Annotated in this window: 22 protein-coding genes and 1 riboswitch; of the genes, 3 read left to right on the top strand and 19 right to left on the bottom strand. The window is 33.6% G+C overall.

The annotated features are described in order from the left end of the window. Window position 1: 1 nt before the first annotated feature. The 6 genes from nrdD to GQF29_RS11750 form a co-directional block, all read right to left on the bottom strand. The gene (nrdD, locus tag GQF29_RS11775; protein ID WP_008787526.1) at window positions 2-2182 is read right to left on the bottom strand and encodes an anaerobic ribonucleoside-triphosphate reductase; all 2181 of its coding nucleotides are present in this window, start codon (window positions 2180-2182) and stop codon (window positions 2-4) included. 248 nt (window positions 2183-2430) lie between these two features. Then, a complete protein-coding gene (locus tag GQF29_RS11770; RefSeq protein ID WP_008787525.1) occupies window positions 2431-2700 on the bottom strand; it encodes an acylphosphatase in 270 nt (89 codons plus the stop codon). 52 nt (window positions 2701-2752) lie between these two features. Next, on the bottom strand, window positions 2753-3748 hold the full coding sequence (galE, locus tag GQF29_RS11765; RefSeq protein ID WP_008787524.1) for a UDP-glucose 4-epimerase GalE: 996 nt from the start codon (window positions 3746-3748) through the stop codon (window positions 2753-2755). Then, window positions 3748-4008: a glutaredoxin family protein gene (locus GQF29_RS11760; protein WP_008787523.1), complete on the bottom strand. Its 261-nt coding sequence runs from the start codon at window positions 4006-4008 to the stop codon at window positions 3748-3750. The genes galE and GQF29_RS11760 overlap by 1 nt, the downstream gene beginning before the upstream one ends. After that, a complete protein-coding gene (locus GQF29_RS11755) occupies window positions 4008-4490 on the bottom strand; it encodes a peptidylprolyl isomerase (RefSeq protein ID WP_008787522.1) in 483 nt (160 codons plus the stop codon). The genes GQF29_RS11760 and GQF29_RS11755 overlap by 1 nt, the downstream gene beginning before the upstream one ends. Then, complete coding sequence (locus GQF29_RS11750; protein ID WP_008787521.1) at window positions 4490-4780, bottom strand: hypothetical protein; 291 nt, start codon at window positions 4778-4780, stop codon at window positions 4490-4492. The genes GQF29_RS11755 and GQF29_RS11750 overlap by 1 nt, the downstream gene beginning before the upstream one ends. A 133-nt stretch (window positions 4781-4913) precedes the next feature. On the opposite strand from GQF29_RS11750, the gene GQF29_RS11745 reads away from it, so the two are divergent. The 3 genes from GQF29_RS11745 (at window position 4914) to GQF29_RS11735 (ending at window position 9319) form a co-directional block, all read left to right on the top strand. Next, the gene (locus GQF29_RS11745) at window positions 4914-6974 is read left to right on the top strand and encodes an elongation factor G (RefSeq protein ID WP_008787520.1); all 2061 of its coding nucleotides are present in this window, start codon (window positions 4914-4916) and stop codon (window positions 6972-6974) included. Between the two features lie 445 nt (window positions 6975-7419). Then, window positions 7420-8787 (top strand): C40 family peptidase, encoded by a 1368-nt coding sequence (locus GQF29_RS11740; RefSeq protein WP_008787519.1) that lies wholly within the window; start codon window positions 7420-7422, stop codon window positions 8785-8787. A 58-nt stretch (window positions 8788-8845) separates the two neighbouring features. Further along, window positions 8846-9319 (top strand): LURP-one-related/scramblase family protein, encoded by a 474-nt coding sequence (locus GQF29_RS11735; protein ID WP_008787518.1) that lies wholly within the window; start codon window positions 8846-8848, stop codon window positions 9317-9319. 314 nt (window positions 9320-9633) lie between these two features. On the opposite strand, the gene GQF29_RS11725 is transcribed toward GQF29_RS11735, so the two are convergent. The 13 genes from GQF29_RS11725 to GQF29_RS11660 all read right to left on the bottom strand — a co-directional run bounded on the left by GQF29_RS11725 (window position 9634) and on the right by GQF29_RS11660 (window position 21841). Further along, window positions 9634-10461 carry a formamidopyrimidine-DNA glycosylase gene (locus tag GQF29_RS11725; protein ID WP_008787517.1) on the bottom strand — a complete coding sequence of 276 codons (828 nt, stop codon included), beginning with the start codon at window positions 10459-10461 and terminating at the stop codon, window positions 9634-9636. Continuing rightward, complete coding sequence (locus GQF29_RS11720) at window positions 10458-11204, bottom strand: AAA family ATPase (RefSeq protein ID WP_008787516.1); 747 nt, start codon at window positions 11202-11204, stop codon at window positions 10458-10460. The genes GQF29_RS11725 and GQF29_RS11720 overlap by 4 nt, the downstream gene beginning before the upstream one ends. A 63-nt stretch (window positions 11205-11267) precedes the next feature. Further along, a complete protein-coding gene (locus tag GQF29_RS11715; protein ID WP_008787515.1) occupies window positions 11268-12176 on the bottom strand; it encodes a hypothetical protein in 909 nt (302 codons plus the stop codon). Window positions 12177-12213: 37 nt separating this feature from the next. Next, window positions 12214-13827, bottom strand: a complete 1614-nt coding sequence (locus GQF29_RS11710; protein ID WP_008394611.1) for a recombinase family protein — start codon at window positions 13825-13827, stop codon at window positions 12214-12216. 111 nt (window positions 13828-13938) lie between these two features. Further along, window positions 13939-14148 (bottom strand): hypothetical protein, encoded by a 210-nt coding sequence (locus GQF29_RS11705; protein ID WP_008394616.1) that lies wholly within the window; start codon window positions 14146-14148, stop codon window positions 13939-13941. 784 nt (window positions 14149-14932) lie between these two features. Continuing rightward, the gene (locus GQF29_RS11695) at window positions 14933-16147 is read right to left on the bottom strand and encodes a replication initiation factor domain-containing protein (RefSeq protein WP_160340749.1); all 1215 of its coding nucleotides are present in this window, start codon (window positions 16145-16147) and stop codon (window positions 14933-14935) included. A 408-nt stretch (window positions 16148-16555) separates the two neighbouring features. Next, complete coding sequence (ribH, locus tag GQF29_RS11690; RefSeq protein WP_008394619.1) at window positions 16556-17023, bottom strand: 6,7-dimethyl-8-ribityllumazine synthase; 468 nt, start codon at window positions 17021-17023, stop codon at window positions 16556-16558. Further along, window positions 17024-18229 (bottom strand): bifunctional 3,4-dihydroxy-2-butanone-4-phosphate synthase/GTP cyclohydrolase II, encoded by a 1206-nt coding sequence (locus GQF29_RS11685; protein WP_008394621.1) that lies wholly within the window; start codon window positions 18227-18229, stop codon window positions 17024-17026. A gap of 19 nt (window positions 18230-18248) precedes the next feature. Then, on the bottom strand, window positions 18249-18884 hold the full coding sequence (ribE, locus tag GQF29_RS11680; protein WP_008394622.1) for a riboflavin synthase: 636 nt from the start codon (window positions 18882-18884) through the stop codon (window positions 18249-18251). Further along, complete coding sequence (ribD, locus tag GQF29_RS11675) at window positions 18869-19969, bottom strand: bifunctional diaminohydroxyphosphoribosylaminopyrimidine deaminase/5-amino-6-(5-phosphoribosylamino)uracil reductase RibD (RefSeq protein ID WP_008690020.1); 1101 nt, start codon at window positions 19967-19969, stop codon at window positions 18869-18871. Before ribD ends, ribE begins: the two co-directional genes overlap by 16 nt. Before the next feature lie 136 nt (window positions 19970-20105). Beyond that, a riboswitch (FMN riboswitch) is annotated at window positions 20106-20220 on the bottom strand. A gap of 109 nt (window positions 20221-20329) precedes the next feature. Next, the gene (locus tag GQF29_RS11670; RefSeq protein WP_008787513.1) at window positions 20330-20479 is read right to left on the bottom strand and encodes a helix-turn-helix domain-containing protein; all 150 of its coding nucleotides are present in this window, start codon (window positions 20477-20479) and stop codon (window positions 20330-20332) included. Between the two features lie 146 nt (window positions 20480-20625). Next, window positions 20626-21105: a 23S rRNA (pseudouridine(1915)-N(3))-methyltransferase RlmH gene (rlmH, locus tag GQF29_RS11665; RefSeq protein ID WP_008787512.1), complete on the bottom strand. Its 480-nt coding sequence runs from the start codon at window positions 21103-21105 to the stop codon at window positions 20626-20628. Then, window positions 21095-21841 carry an MBL fold metallo-hydrolase gene (locus GQF29_RS11660; RefSeq protein WP_008787511.1) on the bottom strand — a complete coding sequence of 249 codons (747 nt, stop codon included), beginning with the start codon at window positions 21839-21841 and terminating at the stop codon, window positions 21095-21097. Before GQF29_RS11660 ends, rlmH begins: the two co-directional genes overlap by 11 nt. Window positions 21842-22117 lie beyond the last annotated feature (276 nt).

Raw genomic sequence — 22117 nt, 5'->3', positions numbered from 1 at the left:
ATTATAAGTGAAGAACACGTTCTTTAATTTCTTGTGTTCTACCTTGATTCCAGAATTGCGTACCAATATATCCACATGTACGTCTTGCCACACTCATCTTGTCTTGATTTGTATTTCCACAACTTGGACAAACCCAAATTAATTTTCCATCTTCATCTTCCTTAATTTGAATTTCTCCATCGTATCCACATTCCATACAATAATCACTCTTTGTATTTAATTCAGCATACATAATATGATCATATATATGCTTCATAACAGTTAAAACAGCATCTAAATTATCTTGCATATTTGGTACTTCAACATAACTAATTGCTCCACCTGGTGATAGTTTTTGGAATTGTGATTCGAATGTTAATTTTTCAAATGCATCGATTTCTTCAGTTACATTGACATGATAACTATTTGTAATATAGTTTTTATCAGTCACACCAGGAATTTTTCCAAATCTTTTTTGTAAACATTTAGAAAATTTATATGTTGTAGATTCGATTGGTGTACCATATAAACTAAAATCCATATTCTCCTGTTGTTTCCATTCATTACATCTATCATTTAAATGTTGCATAATTTCTAAAGCAAATGGTGTGATTTCAGGATCAGTATGTGATTTTCCAGTCATGTATTTTACACATTCACAAAGTCCCGCATAACCTAAAGAAATTGTAGAGTATCCACCATATAATAATTTATCTAAAGTTTCACCTTTTTTAAGTCTTGCTAATGCACCATATTGCCATAAAATTGGTGCAACATCGCTAGGTGTCCCTTTTAAACGTTCATGACGGCACATAAGCGCTTCTTTACACAAATCTAATCTTTCATCCATAATACGCCAAAAAGACTTCATATCGCCCTTAGAAGAGCACGCAACATCAACTAAATTGATTGTCACAACGCCTTGATTAAAACGTCCATAATATTTTGCACGTTGTGTCTCAGGATCAACAAAAGGTGTCAAGAAACTACGACATCCCATACATGTATAACAATGCCCATCCCCATTTTTATCAACTTTTAAGCTTTTCATTATCTTTTCAGAGATATAATCAGGAACCATACGTTTTGCAGTACATTTTGCTGCTAATTTTGTTAAATTCCAATACTTACTTCCTTCAGTAATATTATCTTCTTCTAAAACATAAATTAATTTTGGGAATGCTGGTGTCACATAAATCCCTTGTTCATTTTTAACTCCAACAATTCTTTGATTTAAAGTTTCTTCAATAATTAAAGCCAAGTCATCTTTTGTTTGTCCATCAGCAACTTCATTCAAATACATAAAAACCGTTACAAATGGTGCTTGTCCATTTGTTGTCATTAAAGTAATGACTTGATACTGAATCATTTGTACACCACGATTGATTTCTTTACGAACTCTGTATTCAGCCAATTCATTGACTTGCTGATCACTCACTTCAATTCCTTCTTGGTCAAATTCCTCACGCACCTCTTTTCTAAACTTTTGGCGACTCACGTCAACAAAAGGAGCCAAATGAGATAAACTGATACTTTGACCACCATACTGTGAACTTGCAACCTGTGCAATAATTTGTGTTGCAATATTACAAGCAGTTGAAAAACTCTTTGGTCTTTCAATCATCGTTTCACTAATAACAGTTCCATTTTGTAACATATCTTCTAAGTTTACTAAACAGCAGTTATGCATATGCTGAGCAAAATAATCAGAGTCATGGAAATGAATAATCCCTTCTTCATGAGCTTTGACAATATGTTCTGGTAATAATAAACGTTTTGTAATATCTTTACTCACTTCACCAGCCATATAATCTCTTTGAACACTATTCACAGTTGGGTTCTTATTAGAGTTTTCTTGTTTGACTTCTTCATTATCACACTCTATTAAACTTAAAATTTGTTCATCTGTTGTATTCGCTTTACGCACTAACGCTCTTTTATAACGATATGTAATATATTTTCTTGCAACTGCAAAAGCATTTAATTTCATAATTTCATTTTCAACTAAGTTTTGAATTTCTTCAACACTTAATGCACGTCGCATTTTTTCACATTGATATTTCACATTATTTGTAATGTTGTCAATATCCTCATCAGATAATCTTTCTGTCTCAACAGCCTCAGCATTTGCCTTTTCTATTGCAGCTGTAATCTTGAGTTCATCAAAACTGACCTCTGAACCATTTCGCTTAATAATTTTCATATTTCATTTCCTCCCTCACTCTTCGAAAATATAACAGCAGTTTTATTTTAACAAATTCATTTGTTATGAAATATTTCGCTATGTCATCATAACACACGCTTTCTCTATTATAAAGCAATATGAACGATAGGTCATGCAAAATTTTCAGCTTTTTTATTCATAAAATAAAAAGCATTGAATATATCAATACTTTTTCTATTTTAATTTTTTTATTTCATTTTACAGATACCATGTACCTATGAGGATATCTAGTATTTAATTTCAAAAGAATGCTCATTATTTAAAACATCCAATAATTCTATTTCCATCTTATCAATATGAATATACCGAATTGTTTGCATATGCTCAATTAACTGATCAATACGTCTTTCCTCACCTTGAAAACATGCCTCCACATTTCCATTAGATTGATTTCTTACCCATCCAGTTAAACCTAAGCGTGAGGCCACCTGATAAACCGTAATACGGAAACCTACACCTTGTACACGCCCATGAAAAACATAGTGTTTCCTAACCATAAACATCACCTCTTTTTTATTTTATCACAAAGAAAAAAAGAGCCAAGCTCTTTTAATGTTTTTTAGCAAAGTTCCAAGTATCACGGCACATATCTTCTAAAGTTTTTTCAGCAACCCAGCCAAGTTCTTCTTTTGCACGTGTTGGATCAGCATAACAAGTTGCAATATCTCCAGGACGTCTTGCTTTAATCTCATAATTGACTTTAACACCATTGACTTTTTCAAAGGCCTTTACAATGTCTAATACACTATAGCCTTTTCCAGTTCCTAAATTACAAATATGAACTCCTGGCTGACTGTATTTTTCAATTGCTGCAACATGTCCTTTTGCTAAGTCAACAACATGAATATAATCACGAACTCCTGTTCCATCAGGAGTGTCATAATCATCACCAAAAACACCTAAACATGATAATTCCCCAGTTGCCACTTTCATAACATATGGCATTAAGTTATTAGGAATGCCTTTAGGATTTTCTCCAATTAATCCAGAAGCATGTGCCCCAATCGGATTAAAATAGCGCAGTAATGTAACTGACATTTGTGGATAAGCATGTTGAACATCAGTTAACACTCTTTCCATCATAGCCTTACTTGTTCCATATGGATTTGTTGTTTCTCCTAGTGGACAGTCTTCTGTTAAAGGCACAACTTTTGGGTCACCATAGACAGTTGCACTAGAACTAAAAACAATATTATTGACATGATAATCTCTCATCATTTTTGTAACAATTAAAGTTGTCATGAGATTATTTGTATAATATTCAATTGGTTTTGATACTGATTCTCCAACTGCTTTGAATGCTGCACAATGAATAATTGCATCTAGTTGATTTTCCTGAAAAACTTTTTCAGTTTTTGCTTCATCTAAAATATTAAACTCATAGAACTGAACATTTTTTCCTGTAATTTCATGAATATACTCCAAAACCTCAGGCTGTGAATTTGAAAAGTCATCAATCACAACAACATCATGCCCAGCTTGAAGTAATTCTACACAAATATGACTTCCAATATACCCTGCTCCACCAGTAACTAATATTTTCATTATTTTTTCCTCCTTAAATAATCATCGAAAATATTCTGTATAATTTCCTTGCTAGCAACACCTTCATGTAACTTTTGATCTCCATCAAAAAAACAAGGAACATAATAATAATCATAAGAGTCAGCCAATTCTACTTCTCTTGATTCTTCAATCATTTCAATCAGAATTTCTTTATAGATAGGATTTTCCACATACAATTCCTGCATCCAGTTTCTCGCTCTTTGGCAGTGTGGACAATTTTCCAGATAAAAAAGTTTCATTATATTAACCTCATCGTTTTTATCACAATTGGTGTCTTTGGACAATCCTGAAAATTTGTTTGAGCACTTGCAATTTCATCAACGACATCTAATCCATCTATAATTTTACCAAAAGCAGCATATTCGCCATCTAAATGCGGTGCAACATCATGCATAATAAAGAATTGTGAACTCGCTGAATCTTTGACCATTGTACGAGCCATTGATAAAACACCACGTGTGTGCAATAAATCATTTTGAACACCATTACTGCGAAACTCACCTTTAATTGATGGACATGCTTTTTCTTTCATTTGAGCATCTAATCCACCACCCTGAATCATAAATCCAGGAATCACACGATGAAAGATTAAACCATCATAAAAATTTTTTTCAATTAAACTTATAAAGTTTTTCACTGTTATTGGAGCAACATCTGGATATAATTCTCCTGACATCATTTTTCCATTTTCCATTTCAATTTCAAATTTCACTGTTTCCATTATTTATCCTCTTTTTCTTCAATAATTCGATCAGTAGCATCAATGATAATTGGTGCATCTTTTTTCTTTTTCAAATATAATTTAACCCCAAAAAATAAAGCAACCAATCCTGCACATCCTAATAATAAATAGAATATCTTCTCCATTTGTTTAAACTGATAAGCTAACGCTACAGTTAAGCACAAATTAAGAATAATCAATGCACCTGTCGTCTTTATTCTATGGTTATAAAGGCAATCTAATGCTAAAGCATTTGATAAAAATAATATAATAATTAATCCAACTTCCATATTTTGCCCTCCTCTGTAAACATCATATCATTTTTTTAAATAAATTTCACTATAATTATACTGTAACCGTTTTCATTAAAAATGAAGTGTGTTAGAATAAAAGAAAGAAAACTTAAAAAAGGAGCGTGATATTATGAGAACTTATCACTCAAACGAAATTGGAAATGTTGTCGTGTTAGGCCACTCTGGGAGTGGTAAAACCAGCGTGATTGAAGCTATGGCTTATCGGGCTGGAATTACAAATCGTATAGGTACGATTGAGGATGGAAACACTCTGAGTGACTATTCAGCAGAAGAGGTGAAAAGACAAACCTCGATTGGTTTAACAGTTATTCCTTTAGAATGGAATGATTGTAAAATCAATATTATTGATACACCTGGTTCATTTGACTTTATTGGTGAAGTTGAAGCTGCGCTTAAAGTTACTGAAAGTGCTTTAATTGTTGTTCCTGCTACAGAAGGTATTAGTGTAGGAACAAAACAAGCTATGCATAAAGCACACAATAAAGCAAAAATCATTTATTTAAGTGGGCTTGATTATCCAAATGCAGCTTATAAAGAGAAATTAGAAGAATTAAAATTAACTTATGGAAAAGCAATTGCCCCTATTCAAGTCCCAATTATGGAAGGCAACAAAATGGTTGGCTATGTGAATGTAGCAAAAATGGAAGGACGTTATTTTGAAGGTGAACAAACCCACCCTTGTCCTATCCCTGATAATATGTGGGATGAAATTACTCCAATCAAAAATATGATTGATGAAGCTGTGGCCAATACAAATGATGAACTTTTAGAAAAATATATTAATGAAGAACCTTTTACAAAAGAAGAAATATCATGGGCATTAAGACAAGGTGTTATGAATCATACTTTAATTCCTGTTTTGTGTGGTACCAATCAAATTGGCATACAGATTGTTTTAAATTCGATGGTTGCTTTCTTTAGTGCTGCTGGTGATATGGTCAATTCTATGGTTGTAAAGAACGAAGACACTGGTGAAGAAGACTTAATTGGCTTTGATGAGTCTTTACCAACATCTCTATTTATATTTAAAACAATTGCTGATCCTTTTGTTGGTAGAATTTCTCTATTTAAAGTTTGTACAGGTTGTGTTCATACAGGTACTTCTTTATATAATGTTCGTAAAAAAGAAGTTGAAAAAATGAATAAACTTTATGTTATGAAAGGGAAAGAATTGATTGAAGTTGATACTTTGAATGCTGGTGATATAGGTGCTTTATCTAAATTAACACATACCCAGACAAATGATACTTTATGCACTTTAGATTATCGTGTTTTATATGAACCTATTCGTTTCTCTCATCCATATTTTGGTAAGGCGATTAAACCTGTTGGAAAAAGCAATGAAGAAAAGATTGCAAATGCACTAAATAAATTATTAGAAGAAGATCCAACATTACGTTTTGAAAACAATTCTGAAACAAAACAACAATGTCTCTATGGATTAGGCGATATTCATATTGAAACAGTTGTTGCAAAACTGAAAGAAAGATTTAAAATTGATGTTGCTTTAGATGATATTATTATTCCATATCGTGAAACAATTCGTGGAAGTGTCACACACCGTTATAAATATAAAAAACAATCTGGTGGTCATGGTCAATATGGCGATGTAGAAATGACATTTGAACCACTCAATGATTATAGTGTTCCTTTTGTATTTGAAGAAAAAATTTTCGGTGGAGCTGTTCCAAGAGCTTATTTCTCAGCAGTAGAAAAAGGTATGCTTGAAGCAACGAAAGCTGGTATACTTGCTGAATATCCTGTTCTTGGCATTAAAGCCACTCTTATTGATGGTTCTTATCATAGTGTTGATTCATCTGAAATGGCCTTTAAAACAGCTACTATCATGTGTTTTAAAGAAGCAATGCCAAAAGCAAAACCAGTTTTATTAGAACCATTTGTCACATTAAATGTTTATGTTGATGAACAGTATACTGGTGATATTATGGGACATTTCAATAAAAAGCGTGCTCGTGTTATGGGTAGTGAAATTTTAGAAGATGGCATGATTAAGATCACTGCTGAAGCACCTCAATCAGAAGTCATGAACTATGCTGTTGATTTAAGATCAATGACACAGGGTCAAGGATTCTTTGAAATGGATTTCTTAGGATATGAATTTGCCCCTGATATTGTTGCTAATCGTATTATTGAAGATAGAAAAGTCTAAAATACATCAAATGTTTTGGGTCATATGTTTGCTGATTATGATATAACAATGGTACGGAAGACTTCGAGGATGAAATGAATATACATGTGATATGTATCTTCGTTTTATCCTTTCTTTGTTCTACTGAAAAGAGTCCATTATGCCTAAGATCTCTATCTTATCAACCCATGTTTATTATTATCAACTGTCTATTAACCATTTATTATGATATCAGTATTTATCAGTCCATATCAATGAAGAAAAAATAGACTTATAGACAATGAATACTATTTGATAGACAGTCCGATATCATTTATAGCATAATCTAAAGGGCAAAAAATCAAACAGAGTTGATCTATTATCACATCAAATAAACATGATTTCCCAAATATTTTCTATGTGTTTCAATTGACACATACGCAAAAGTGTTTAGAATAAGAAGTGTAGATAAAAAGGAGGGATTGTCATGTCTCGTCAAAAAAAGATATTTATAGGCTTTTTTACTCTATGTCTTATGACTGCTTTTTCTTTGAGTTATATATCAGTTCAAGCAGAAGATTTTAAAGGTCAAGAAGAAAAATACATAAAACTCTGTTCATCTTCCAAGTTAACAGACAAACAACAAAAAACATGTCAAGAATTTAATACATATCTCAAAGATAAAAACAAAGAACTAGCCAAAGATACAAAAGAAACTCAAAAGAATGTTAAAAATACAGAAAATACGATTCAAGATATTATTAAACAAATGACAGATTTAGAAGCCAAAGCAGCTTCCACACAGAAAGAATTAAAATATATTCAAGATAGTATTGAATCATATAATAAGAACATTACAAAAAAACAAAAAACGCTTGAAGAACGTATGTATGCAATGCAAACAACAATGAATTCTGGCATTTATGTTTCTTATTTATTAGGGGCTGAAGATTTTACTGATTTCATGAGTCGTGCAGCTAATTTTAAAGAATTAACTCAGTATGATAATGATATTATAGAAGAACTTACAAACGCAATGAAAGAAGTGCAAAAGCAACAAGATACACTCAAAATTCTTAAAGAATCAATAGAGCAAGATAAACTTGCTCAAGCAGAACTGAAAGAAAAATTCACTGCAAAATTGAAAGAACAAAATAAAGAATTAGCAGCTAATAATGCTGAAGTCTCTAAAAATCAAGAATCTATTGAGAGTATTCAATCAAATCTTGCAGCCATCAAAAAAGCAGCTGAAGAATCAAAGGTCAATAATGTGACTCAAGCAACTCCAAACAAAAAACCATCAAAGCCTAATAACAACAATACTACTAACAACAATCAGAATAACCCAAAACCTCCTGTTGATTCTAACAATTCACAAACTGATAACAATCAATCTGATAACAATGATCAATCAAATAATGATTCATCAGATGATTTATCATCAAATGAAAAATTAGGATTACAGATAGCTAATAAAGCATTAACACGTCAAGGTTATTTATATGTATGGGGTGGTGGTCACTCAACAAGCAGTGTTCAAAATCCAAACTGGACAAAATTTGACTGTTCAGGATTAGTTAACTGGGCTCATTATCAAAGTGGTGTTAATATTGGTGTTGGTAATACCAAAACATTAGCAAACTCAGGAAAAAGTATTTCCAAGAATCAATTGCAGGCTGGGGATATCATTCTTTTCAGTAGTAATGGAACTTATAGTGGAATCCATCATGTTGGTATCTATATTGGAAACAATCGTATGGTCCATGCCCCAACTGAAGGCGAACCAGTTCAAGTATCTAGTTTAAATAACAGCTATTGGCAAAGAGAATGGTATAGTTGTAGACGTTTATATTAAACAAGCATCGAGATGCTTGTTTTTTTATGGTATAATAAAAATAGAAATGAGGGAGAATATGAAATTATTATTTAAACAAAGATTATTTTCATGGTTGGATAGCTATGACATTTTTAATGAGAACAATCAAATAACTTATAGTGTACATGGAAAATTAAGTTGGGGGCATTGCTTACATATCCATAACCAAAATAATGTGCATATTGGTACAATAAAAGAAGAGGTTTTCACTTTCTTACCTAAATTTAATATGTATATTCAAGATGAATATATTGGTCGTATTTACAAAGAATTTTCATTCTTTAAACCTGTTTTTCATTTAGATTGTAATGATTGGAAAGTACAGGGCAATTGGTTAGAGTGGGATTATCAGATTGTTAATTCTCAAGGAATTATTATTGCAACAATCTCTAAAGAAATTTTCCATTTTACAGACACTTATGTTATAGATGTTGTTCAACCTGATAATGCTTTATATGTTTTAATGATTGCTTTAGCTATTGATGCTGAAAAATGTTCACGCCAAAACTAACCGTTAATATAACGGTTTTTTTACTCAAACAGCTATAATCTTCATAAGAACTCAATAATATCAATCAAAAAAAGATAAAGCTGGGCTAGTTCTCAACGAACTGAAGATGAAACACCTTATTGGCGCCAATGGTGAATTGAATCCCAAATACCCTGGTGGTATTATTGCTCAAAAAGAAAGCAGAGGGACATACCATTATTCAAAAAGGTCATAAAAATATCAGGAGGTTCTTTTTGAACTCAATAACACTACAATCTTAATATGAATATTCAAAAAGCAGTCTTTCAAATATAAGAAAAACTGCTTTTTAACATTTATATATTTTTTTGACACTGTGGACAAAAATAAATAGTTCCTCCCAAATAGTTTGCTTTTTCTATAGGAGTTTGACATCTTGGACAAGGTTGATGAAGTGTTTTTTTACTCAATCGTGTTCTATATCCACCAAAATAACCAAAAATATTTTTCTCCGTATCTCTGCCACCTTGTTCAATCATTTCACCAAGAATACTTTGGATAGCTTGAAAAAGCTGTTGACTTTCTTGCTTTGACAACGAATTGACTTTACGTTTTGGATGAAGAGACGCTTCCCATAAAATATCCTGCAATACACCATTACCAATCCCTGGAAAACGCTGCTCAGTTGCTAAAAAAGCTTTGATGCTCATGGTTGGCTTTACATTTTCTAATACACTCACAAAATAATGATATGTAAACTGACTTGAAATTGGTGAAATCTTCTCTAAACTTTTCAAATAGTATTCATTTTCATAGTTTCCATGATGGCAAATAAGACTTCCATACATCGCAACTTGAAAAACCAAACTGGTTTGATCTTCAAAAAGTATAGCTAACTGATATTTTTCTGGTATCTCATCACAGGCAGTAAATACAGTCATATTCACACCATCATTGACACACATATAAACACCTTGATCACACTCAATCTCTACAAAAATCCCAAATCCTCTTGCTCCTTTTATCATATGTCCTTCTAATTGAGCAGGATAAGAAGCCACATCCCCTTGAAACCAACAAAACTTATGAGGTGATGTCGGTAACAAAACTTTAACAATCTTTTTGCCTATCAAAGCATTATTCAACTCTTTAGCACGTGACAAAGCCTCTGGTAATTCTATCATCGTTTTTCTCCTTTATTATCAAAGAGATGATGTTGCATCCCTTCTGGATTATCTAATACCAATTTATATGTTTGATAAATATCTGTTTCCTTAAATTCCACTTTTTGAAAATAGGAATTCAAATCATAAATGATGCCATCTCGATAGGAAAGCAAAATGGGTGAGTGGGTACTTATAATAAACTGTGAACCCTCTTTAACCAAGTCATCTATTAAGACTAACAATGCCAATTGTCGTGATGGTGATAATGCCGCTTCTGGTTCATCTAAAATATATAAACCTTTTTTTGAAAAGCGATTCATCATCAATTGAATAAATGACTCTCCATGTGAACAAGCATGCAGACTTTTTCCACCATAACCATTATACATTCTTGAATCTTCAGTCGCAATCTGATCTATTTCAGTCGCAACATTATAGAAACTCTCAGCCCTTAAAAAGAATTTTGTTTGTGGTTTATATACACCTTTAGAAACTTTTAAATAGTGATGAAGTTGGGAATGTGTTTCAGCAGTATGAAAATAAAAATTTTCAGTTCCCCCTTCAGCATTCAATCCTAATGCTACTGCTAGTCCTTCAACAAAAGTGCTTTTACCCACCCCATTTTCACCTATAAAAAAAGAAACTGGTTTTTCAAAAGATAAAGAATCGAAGTGTTGAATGAGATCAATACAAAAAGGATATTGATCAGTCATACTTTCATCTTTTACAAGTGTTACCTGTTTCACAAATAAATCATTCATAATTATCACCCATCCTATAATCTATTATATCAAACAATAGAAAAAGGTTAACAATTTTCAAAATTATATATTAGATTTCTTTTTAATTTCCAATGATATACCACCTATCGTCAATGCAATAGAAAGACTTAGAAAAACAGAGACAATAATAACTTTTATATTCCCATCTAAATAATACTCATTCCATACTCTTAAATTGATTGGTGAAAATGCAAATGACTGATGATGAATCAACATCATCAATACACTATTCATACCAAAACTAAAGACTCCTATAATAAATAAACATATAGCTGTTTTCCATAAACTATTTATATGCAAATAGCGTATGATAAACATCATTAGCCAAAATGGAAAAACACATACCAGTGTCACAGGTAATCCTATAGATATAATTTCAGTTCTATAACCACTATAAAACATTGTTGTTCCTACTAATATCAGCAATAAGATTGTCATGATTGTAAAATAAATCACTGTTTTATGCTGATAAAATGGGCTTGGCAAAGGTAAATCTCTAAGCAAAAAAGGCAAGACTACAAAAGCAAATCCAAAGAATAAACAAACTGCTGTTACGAAAAACCAGTCTCCACCTGTATATATGCAACTCGTTAACAGCAAGAGATTTAATGAAATATAAAAACTTCCTAAGATAATCCATTGTTTATTCTCCCCTTTCACAAGATTAGGTAATGAAGTGATTGTAAATGCCACCATCTCACCTGATAAAACAATAAAAAACCATGACAATTGCTGTTCAAGTATAAGATTAACAATCATGCAGACAAATAATGAAACCGCATAACAAATATAGAAAAAAACTGAATATGTTTTCATAAGACGACGAAAATATTTGGCTTGGCGTTCTGTTTCCCTTTGTTGAAAATCTTCACTGCAAGTAATCAATTCATGCTCACTCACTTCTAAAATTTCACATAGCGATGATACTAAAGATATATCTGGATATGACACTCCAGTTTCCCTTAGTTAAAGATATGAACCCTCTTTATCAGTCTACTTTTCCAATAAATCGGTAGTATATCTCTATTTCCTGTATTCTTTCGTTCTCCTCATTCGTTGTTGCTTCGTGAATAAGGATTTTTTCTATCATTGCATTTAATAACGGTGCTGTCAGTTCCTTTGGTACGGAATACTCCTTGATTAACTCAATCCACTTTTCAGCACCTATCATATCCTGTTCCATTTTACTTAATTCTTCTCTTAGGTTGGTTATCTGCTGTTCAAGTTCTATCTGCTCTTTTTGATATTTCCCCGACAGCATGATGAAGTTTCGTTCCGTTATCTTCTCACAGGCTCTATCTTCATACATTTTTGCAAATAAACGGTCAATCTCATTTTGTCGGTTCTCGGCTTTCTTCAAGGCACTTGCCTTTTTCTTCTTTTCCCGTATTCGCTCTGCATTGCCGACTTTCTGTATTTTGTTCAATACCTTTTCTTCGTCCTGCTGTACTGCCTTAGCCCAATACTGCAATCGTTCCAATACAGCTTGATACAGCACATCATAGCGGATATAGTGCATAGAACAATAACCTTTGCCAAACTGTCCGTAGAAACTACAAGAATAATAACTATACGGTGTTTTATTTGCCTTATTTGTCGCAAACCTCATAGACCAGCCACAATCCGCACACTTGACAAGCCCTGCAAATATCGGCGTTGCCTTTTCCTTTGTCTGTCTACGCCTTGATTTTATCTGCTCCTGCACACGATAGAACACTTCCTTGTCAATAATCGGTTCGTGCGTGTTTTCTACTCGAAACCATTCGCTTTCGGGCTTTCGTACTTTCTTCTTGCTTTTGAAAGAAACGGTTGATTGTCGATTATGAACGCTGTTTCCGATATAGACTTCACTTTTCAATATCGCCTTTACATGAGCAATCGTCCACTCATAACGCTTGCTTTCGGGCTTTCCCTCAAAGATATGAGCAAAAGTACCGTACCTTGTAAAATTCAACCAAGACGCTGTCGGGACTTTTTCTTCTCGCAGTATTTTTGTGATTTTGGCACTACCGTAACCTTGATAGGCTAGAGAGAAGATTTTTTCAACAATCCATTTTGTTTCCTCATCAACCAACAGTTTCCCTTTGATGTCGGGGTGTTTCTTATATCCTAACGGAGCATAAGCCCCATAATACGCACCCTCTGCAAATTTCGTCTTAAAGGCTGATTTCACTTTACGGCTCGTATCTCTTGCCACCCATTCATTGATGATGTTCTTAAATGGTGCAATCTCACTTTCGCCTTTTTCGCTGTCCACACCGTCGTCAATCGCTATGTAACGGACATTATGGCTGGGAAAATACAATTCTGTATATTGTCCTGTCATAATATAATTTCTACCAAGTCGTGATAAGTCTTTTGTTACAACACAGTTGATTTTTCCTGCCTCTATATCCTCAATCATTCTTTGAAAACTCGGTCTGTCAAAATTTGTTCCCGACCAGCCGTCATCAATATATTCATCAATCACATTCAAATGATGTTCTTTTGCATATAGACGCAACATACTTCTTTGTGTGGTAATGCTGGAACTTTCGCCCTGTAATTCATCATCTCGGCTTAACCTAAGATAAAGTGCAGTATTGTAAATCTGTTGTTTCATTGTCAGTTATCCTCCTTTATAACTAACCCGTGTTTACAATACCTGCTTGCAAGTAAAGTATAACACGGGTACTTTTTGTCATTCAATCTATTTCTTACAACTGCACCGATTTTATGCGATTGTCTGCTTTGCTTTTTCCAACATGACATCAGTTAGAAGTTCTTCCATTGTCTTTCCCTTTTCGGAGAAATGCTCTTTTACAACAATCTTTGTCTTTCCTCTGTTGCCAATGCCACACTTGTTATTTTTCTTTTGAATTGTTTTTACAGCATTATCAATAACACATACCCCCTTTCTGTAAAATCTTTCTAAGCAATTCAACGGCTTTTGTCATAGCCCACAGGACTTCCACCTCTGCATAGTTCTTATGTAGCCGTACCCATTGCGTGCGACGCTTTTAACGCTCAAGCTGTGGCTGTACGGGAGTATCATTATCTGACAGCACAGGTCATGGCGATAAAAGAGGACAAATCTTTTACAAGAACACAGATAGGTTGTCGCTCACTTTTGCAGGAGAAAGGTCATGGCGTATCTGTTTCAACGGCTCGCTGTCTGTCAAAGGTATTGAATTGCTTTATTCAGTTGTCAAAGAGCGATTGAAAGAAGAAAATCATCTTTCCTATATATCGCGTTGGAAAAGAGTAAAAGCGTAACCAATATTCAAAACTTTTTTCTTTTCTTGTACCATATAGGGAAAGAAATTGTCATTCTGCTAAGTTGATGATGAAAAGATTTCTTTTCACACCCTAACTACCTATGCAATACCGTTACTGCCAACTATGAAATGAAAGATTTTGTTTGCTCCATATAGGGAACGACAACTACCAAATGTTAAGTTGAGAATGAAAATATTTTCTTCTTTTCACATCAACACTCAACTGCTAATACCTGTTTGAATACAAATTGAAGATACTTTGTCTTCTTTCACATAACACTGTCCACTCATCTTGAATTTCCGACATTTTTTCAAAACTTTTCTTCTTTCACTCCATATAGGGAATGGAAACCTTGATTTGATGACCTATTTTCAAAAAAAGTTAGATTTCCTTTTCTCGTACCATATCTGTACACAAGTTGATGTTTTGTTGCAGATATTTTGAAGAAATTAAAAAATACCGTCATTCTCTTGTGGGACAGCGGTATCTATGCGTTCTTCTATGGTTGATTTTTCTAATTGTAATAAGTGTTTATGCTTATCTTTGAGTTCTGCCTGCTCAATCATATCTTTCAGTATCGTTGTATGATTTTCTCTGTCTAATGCTTGTACCATTTTTATGGTTGGTGCAACCTGTCTTTGTAACCAATGTAATGCCTTTTGTAAAGTATAAGGTTCTGGTTTAGTCGTTAATCGTATCGGCTCTCTATTTTCCCCTATAAACCATGCCCAATCATCATTTGTTTCCCATTGACTTTTCGGTTTATCATCTTCTCTATCAACAAAGCGGACATAATGATTGATGATAGAAAAAGCGGTGCGTTCAGCGTCCCGATAGGTCAGTAAATCTACAACCGCATAATAGGCTCGTTCATTCTTCATGCGTATTTCAAAACGGTTCTTGATTTCTGTATCTTCAACTTCTATGCCATTTTTGACATACTGCTCGTAATTTTTCTGATAGGCACACATATATAACTCACTACTGGTTGAACCGAGATATAAGGTTTCTCCTGTATTCTTTGGTAAATCGCTACCACATTTTTCCGTACCGCTGTAATCTTTCTGCATACGAAAGTAGGAGATACATTCGCCAGCCTTGTATTTTTCCTTTAACTTTGGAATATCTAATATTCCTGCTTTATCATTGATTGCCAAGTCAAGTCGTTTCATCTTACCACCTGCCGTTAAACAATCCAGCATAAAGTCATACCATGAGCGTTCCTGTGCCAATAGATAACTTTCCATTTGCCGACACCCTCTGCCTTTTAGTTCTAATAAAACACCTAAATGCTCTTGCATGGAACACATGATGTTGATGTCGCCTAAAACATATTTGCTTTCATATCCGTATTTTCCAAAATCTTCATAAAGCATATAATCGGCTTTTAGTTGTAATACTTCACGAATAATCTTTAATGCGTCTGTCGTAGGAAAGCGGACACGGAAGTAATCAATCAACAGAAATAGTGGTTCTTGCGGATTGAAACGCTCAATCTGTTTTTCTATCGTTTGTTTTAGTTCAGCAGAGGGAACAACAGTCCCATTCTCTATCTGGTTAAAATATGTACGACTGATACCACAGGCAACAGCAAGTTTTCTTTGTGTTACTCCATATTCTTCACGCTTTTGTCTTAATTCTTCTATAAAGTTTTTATCATTCATTCTTCAATTCCTCCAATCAAAAAAGGCAACTACCATATTTGATAATTGCCTATACTTAAATTTCCGCAAAAGAAAAGACAATCAATTTCTCGTTTGAAATCAACTGTCTTTCCTATGTCTTATTCAATTTTTATGTATTAAATGAGTGCTTTTTAGTTAACACCCTATTAAAAGCGATTTTACCTTGTAAATACAGCGTTTTCCGCTTAGTAGTGTATATTGTTTCTTGTTTTTTGTGCCCCCCTTGTTAGATAACGGGGGCTTACTGTTCGCTCGCAAGCTCGCTCAACTGCCGGAGTGAACCAGCCACTAAAAACGGTGGAAAAATCTAAGAGATTTTCCCACCGCCGTGTCTGGATCACTCCGCCTATTATGCTTTTTCGCTTTACCTTTTAATCCCCAATCATATTATACCTCTAATGCACGAATTAGATTTACCATTTCAATAGCTCCCTGTGCACATTCAGAGCCTTTATTTCCTGCTTTGCTACCAGCTCGTTCTATCGCCTGTTCAATCGTATCTGTCGTAAGAACACCAAACATAACTGGTGTTTCGGTATTTAAACTGATTTGAGCAATTCCTTTTGATACCTCACTACACACATAATCATAATGGCTTGTACTACCTCGAATAACTGCTCCCAAACAAATAATCGCATCATATTTTTTACTTTTTGCCATTTTAGACGCTATCAAAGGTATTTCAAATGCTCCCGGAACCCAAGCTACCTCTATGTCCTTTTCACCAACATTTTCTCTTTTCAAATTATCTAATGCACCTGCTAATAGCTTAGAAGTTATAAACTCATTAAATCTTGCTACAACAATACCGATTTTTATATTTTCTGCTACTAAATTTCCTTCAAAAGTGTTCATTTATTTTTCCTCCATATTCAAAATGTGTCCCATTCGGTCTTTCTTTGTCTTTAGATAAAAACTATCATAAGGATTTGCTTCTATTTCAATCGGTACTCTGCTTGAAATTTTCATTCCATAATCTTCTAACTGATAAACTTTATCAGGATTATTTGTAAGTAAATGCAATGATTTTATTCCCAAATCTCTTAAAATCTGTGCACCGATATAATATTCTCTTAAATCGCCTTGAAATCCTAATGCAAGGTTGGCGTCAAGTGTATCCATACCGTTATCCTGTAAATGATAGGCTTTTAGTTTATTGACAAGCCCGATACCTCGTCCCTCTTGTCGCATATAAAGCAATACACCAGAACCATTTTCTGCAATCATTTTCATTGCTTTATCTAACTGCTGTCCACAATCACAGCGTAAAGAGCCAAAGGCATCTCCTGTTAAGCACTCTGAGTGGACACGACATAGCACATCGTTTCCATTATTCAAATCTCCCATAACCAATGCAACATGATGTTCTCCATTCAATTTATTGATATAACAATGTGCTTTGAAATTCCCATATTTTGTAGGCATTTCTACAACCGAAACACATTCTACAAGCAAATCATATACTTTTCTGTATTCCTGTAATTCTTTAATTGTGAGGGTAGGTATATGGTGTGTTTGAGAAAACTGAATTAAATCAGGTGTTCTCATCATTTTCCCGTTTTCATTCATAATTTCGCAACATAAGCCACATTCTTTTAAGCCAGCCAACCTCAATAGGTCAACCGTTGCTTCTGTATGTCCATTTCTTTCCAAAGCACCTCCGTTCTTTGCAATCAGAGGAAACATGTGCCCCGGTCTACGAAAGTCAAAGGGATTTACATTCTCAGTCACACACATACGAGCCGTTAATCCTCTTTCTTCGGCAGAAATACCTGTTGTAGTATCCTTATAATCAATAGAAACTGTAAAGGCAGTTTCATGGTTATCTGTATTATCTTCAACCATAGGGGAAAGCATGAGCCTGTTAGCCAGACTTTCACTCATAGGCATACAGATTAAGCCTTTTGCATAAGTCGCCATAAAATTAACATTTTCTGTTGTCGCAAATTGTGCCGAACAAATTAAATCCCCCTCATTTTCTCTCTCTTTATCGTCCATAACCAAAACAAGTTTTCCCTCTTGTAACGCCTGCAATGCCTCTTTTATTTTTTGATATTTCATAATTCCTTTATCCTTTCTGCTAAAATCCGTATCGGCATAACAACTCTTTCGACAACTCTGTTTCATTGCTGTTGTCTATGAGTTTCTGCACATATTTCCCTAATATATCATTTTCAAGGTTTACCATATCCCCGACTTGTTTATTCTTGAGAATTGTTTGCTCCAAAGTATGAGGGATAACGGATACCGAAAAATCTGCTTTCGATACTTTTGCGACAGTAAGACTAATACCGTCAATAGCAATCGAACCTTTTTCAACAATTAGATTTAAGATTTCTCTTTGCGTATTGATTTGATACCACACCGCATTTTTGTCTCTACGCACAGACGATATTCTGCCTGTCCCATCAATATGCCCCGTAACAATGTGACCGCCCAACCTGCCATTCATAGGCATAGCTCTTTCTAAATTCACAAGGCTTCCATGTCTTAACAGGCTAAGAGCCGTTCTGTTCCATGTTTCATTCATCACATCAACTGTAAAAGATTGTCGAGTGAAACAAGTAACTGTAAGGCAGATACCATTGACTGCTATGCTGTCGCCTAAATGTATATCCTCTAATATTTTTGAAGCTTTAATGGATAGTTTACAGTTACAAGTATCTTTCTGTATTCTTTCTACTTTACCGATTTCTTCTATTATTCCTGTAAACATGGATAAATCACTTCGCTTTCTATGAAATAATCATTTCCCACTTGAGAAAAAGCATATGGTTTAAGCATAATGGCGTCATTAGGAAAAGCAACACCTTGACCACTTACAGGGCTTTTTGCACTCCCACCAAATATTTTAGGTGCTATATAAATTTGCACCTCATCAACAATCTGTTGCTCAAGAGCACTCCAATTCATTGCACTTCCACCCTCTAAAAGTAGACTGTCTATCTGCATATTTCCTAAACATTGCATTAAATTCATTAAGTCAATATGATTACCTTTTTTCTTCGTATAAATAATTTCACAACCACATTTTCTGTAAAGAGCAATCTTACTTTCATCAATAGAAGAAGTAGCGATATATGTTTTAATGTCATTCGCTGTTTTGATAATTTTTGATGTAATGGGTGTTCTTAAATCTGTATCACATACGATACGAATAGGATTTTCCCCGTTTTCTAATCGGCATGTCAGTAAAGGGTCATCTTGAATAACGGTATTCACTCCTACCATGATCGCAGTAACCTTATGCCTGAATTGATGTACTTGTTTTCTCGCTTTTTCGCCACTTATCCATTTTGATTGATTTGTATAAGTTGCTATTTTCCCGTCCATTGTCATTGCATATTTCATAAAAACATAAGGAATATGCCTTGTAACATATTTTCTAAAAACTTTGATTAACTGTTGACACTCCATTTCTAAAATTCCTATCACAACTTGAATGTTGTTTTCCTCAAGTACCTTTACACCTTTTCCAGACACAATAGGATTACAGTCTAAAGTTCCGACGACTACTCTTGTAATGCCACTTTTAATAATTGCTTCTGTGCAAGGTGGTGTCTTACCATAGTGACAGCATGGTTCAAGTGTTACATAAAGTGTTGCTCCTACAGGTGACTCCCTACAATTTTTTAATGCATTTCTCTCTGCATGCAATCCACCAAAGATTTCATGGTATCCCTGTCCTATAATTCGATTATCTTTTACAATTACTGCCCCAACCATAGGATTAGGATTGACATAGCCAGCACCTTTTTTTGCCAGTTTTATTGCTAATTTCATGTATTCTGTATCGCTCATTTTTACACCTCCAAAAAAATACATGCCTTGAATAAAATCTATCCAAGACATGCAAAAGAGGATTTATGCGATTAAAGAAAATGCTCTGAAACAATATAAAATCATTCCAGAGCACGCAAAAAAAGCATAAACTTACTTTCATCTTCTTTCATCCAGACTATACTGTCGGCTTTGGAATTTCACCAAATCATGCCTTTCGGCTCGTGGGCTATACCACCGGTAGGGAATTACACCCTGCCCTGAAGATAGTTATTCAATTACGGACAATTATAATATCTGATATTATATCTGTCAATAAAAAGTTTTTTTCTCGTTTATCCAAATACAATAATTTGCAAGCAGGTAAACACAGGTTATTTCTTAATATCCTTTTGTTTGGGAAACTCCCCTTTCCCATTTTGAAACAGCTGATTCAGTTACATATAATTGTTCTGCTAATTCTTTTTGAGTTAAATTTCTTTCTTTGCGTTTCTTCACAATAAATCTTCCAAACGTACTCTTCTCTTTCATAATAAGCCTCCTCATACTTTAACTCAGTTATATAGTGTGTAAACAATTTTGTCAACAAAATGACCAAAATAACAACTCGACTCTTAAGCCAGTCTCTATTCTATTACGATTTTGACAAAAAAAATGAAGTATAAATAATACCTCATTTACTTATGATAAGTTTCATTTTTCATAATCTTGAATGCACGATAGACTTGTTCAATAAGAATAAGTCTCATTAATTGATGCGGAAAAGTCATTGGAGAAAAACTTAACCTCAATTGAGCACGAGACAGTATTTCTTCACCATGTCCTAATGAGCCACCAATCACAAAAACAATTGTACTTTTTCCATCAATCATACATTTTTCAATATGTTTAGAAAAAGCCACAGAATCCATTTCTTTGCCACTGACATCTAATAAAATCATATAATCATCTTGTTTGACTTTATCTAAAATTTTTCGTCCTTCTTTAGCTTTCACTAACATTTCCTCTGCCAACGAAGCCTTATCAGGAATTCTTTCATCCATAACTTCAATCATTTCTATATCTGCATAAGCAGATATTCTTTTTGCATATTCCTTAATACCATCTTTTAAATACTTCTCTTTCAGTTTCCCTACAGTTATAAATTTAATTCTCATGCTTTCCTCCAGAAACAACATCAACTTGACTTGCAACCTTAATATAATCAAATTTTATATTTTGTTCATCAAAAATAGAGTAATAAGTTTCTAATGCCTTTTCAGCTGTATTTGCCTCTTGCGATAAGTGGGCTAAAATAATCTCTTTGGTTTTGTCACCAATCATTTCACTCATTAATCTTGCACTATATTCATTATTTAAATGGCCAACATCATTTAAAATCCTATTCTTTAAAAACATTGGTCTTTTTGTATTCATTAACATCTGAATATCATGATTACTTTCAATTATATAATAATTTAAATTATTCATATATTTTCTATTCTTTTGTGATACATAACCTGTATCAGTCATATACAATAAAGTTTCATCTGTTGAAATGACGAATCCTATAGGGTCACTTGCATCATGGGAAGTTTTTAAAGTCAAAACATCAAAAACATCAAATTGACGATGTGTATATGGTATAAGTGTATGATACTCGTCTAAATCAGGCATATTTTTCTTTGCTGTATATATCTTATCCTGATCAAATATATGTATATTTTTATTATGATCATAATGATCATGTGTTAAGAAGACATATGTGATATCTTCTTCATGAAAACCTAATTGATTTAATTTAAATAAAAGCTGTTTTCTTGTAATACCGCAATCTATTAAGATTCCACAGCCATCTTCATAAATAAATGTCGCATTACCTTTTGATCCACTTGCTAAAACATGAAATTCCATTGCTATTCTCCTCGTATAATATATTTTGTAAAGATGACTAGTCATCTTTACAAGTTTATTTCAATATTGGATTTTCCTAAGTTATAATAGAGTTACTAGTCACTCTATTATTGGAATTTATTCTAATTCTCCTTGAAGTATCTTCATGATATCTTCTATAGAAAGTCTGTTTCTCAACTTTAGAATGTCTCTGCTTACCGAATGTTGTTTGTTCAATACTTTTGTGATACGTAGCCTTTGATCTGTATTGTTCTATTCTTATGGCGAGGTCGCATC

This window comes from Coprobacillus cateniformis, assembly GCF_009767585.1.
Lineage (GTDB): Bacteria > Bacillota_I > Bacilli_A > Erysipelotrichales > Coprobacillaceae > Coprobacillus > Coprobacillus cateniformis.
Note: the sequence above shows the minus strand (reverse complement) of the source record. Positions and strands in the feature narration are given on the sequence as shown.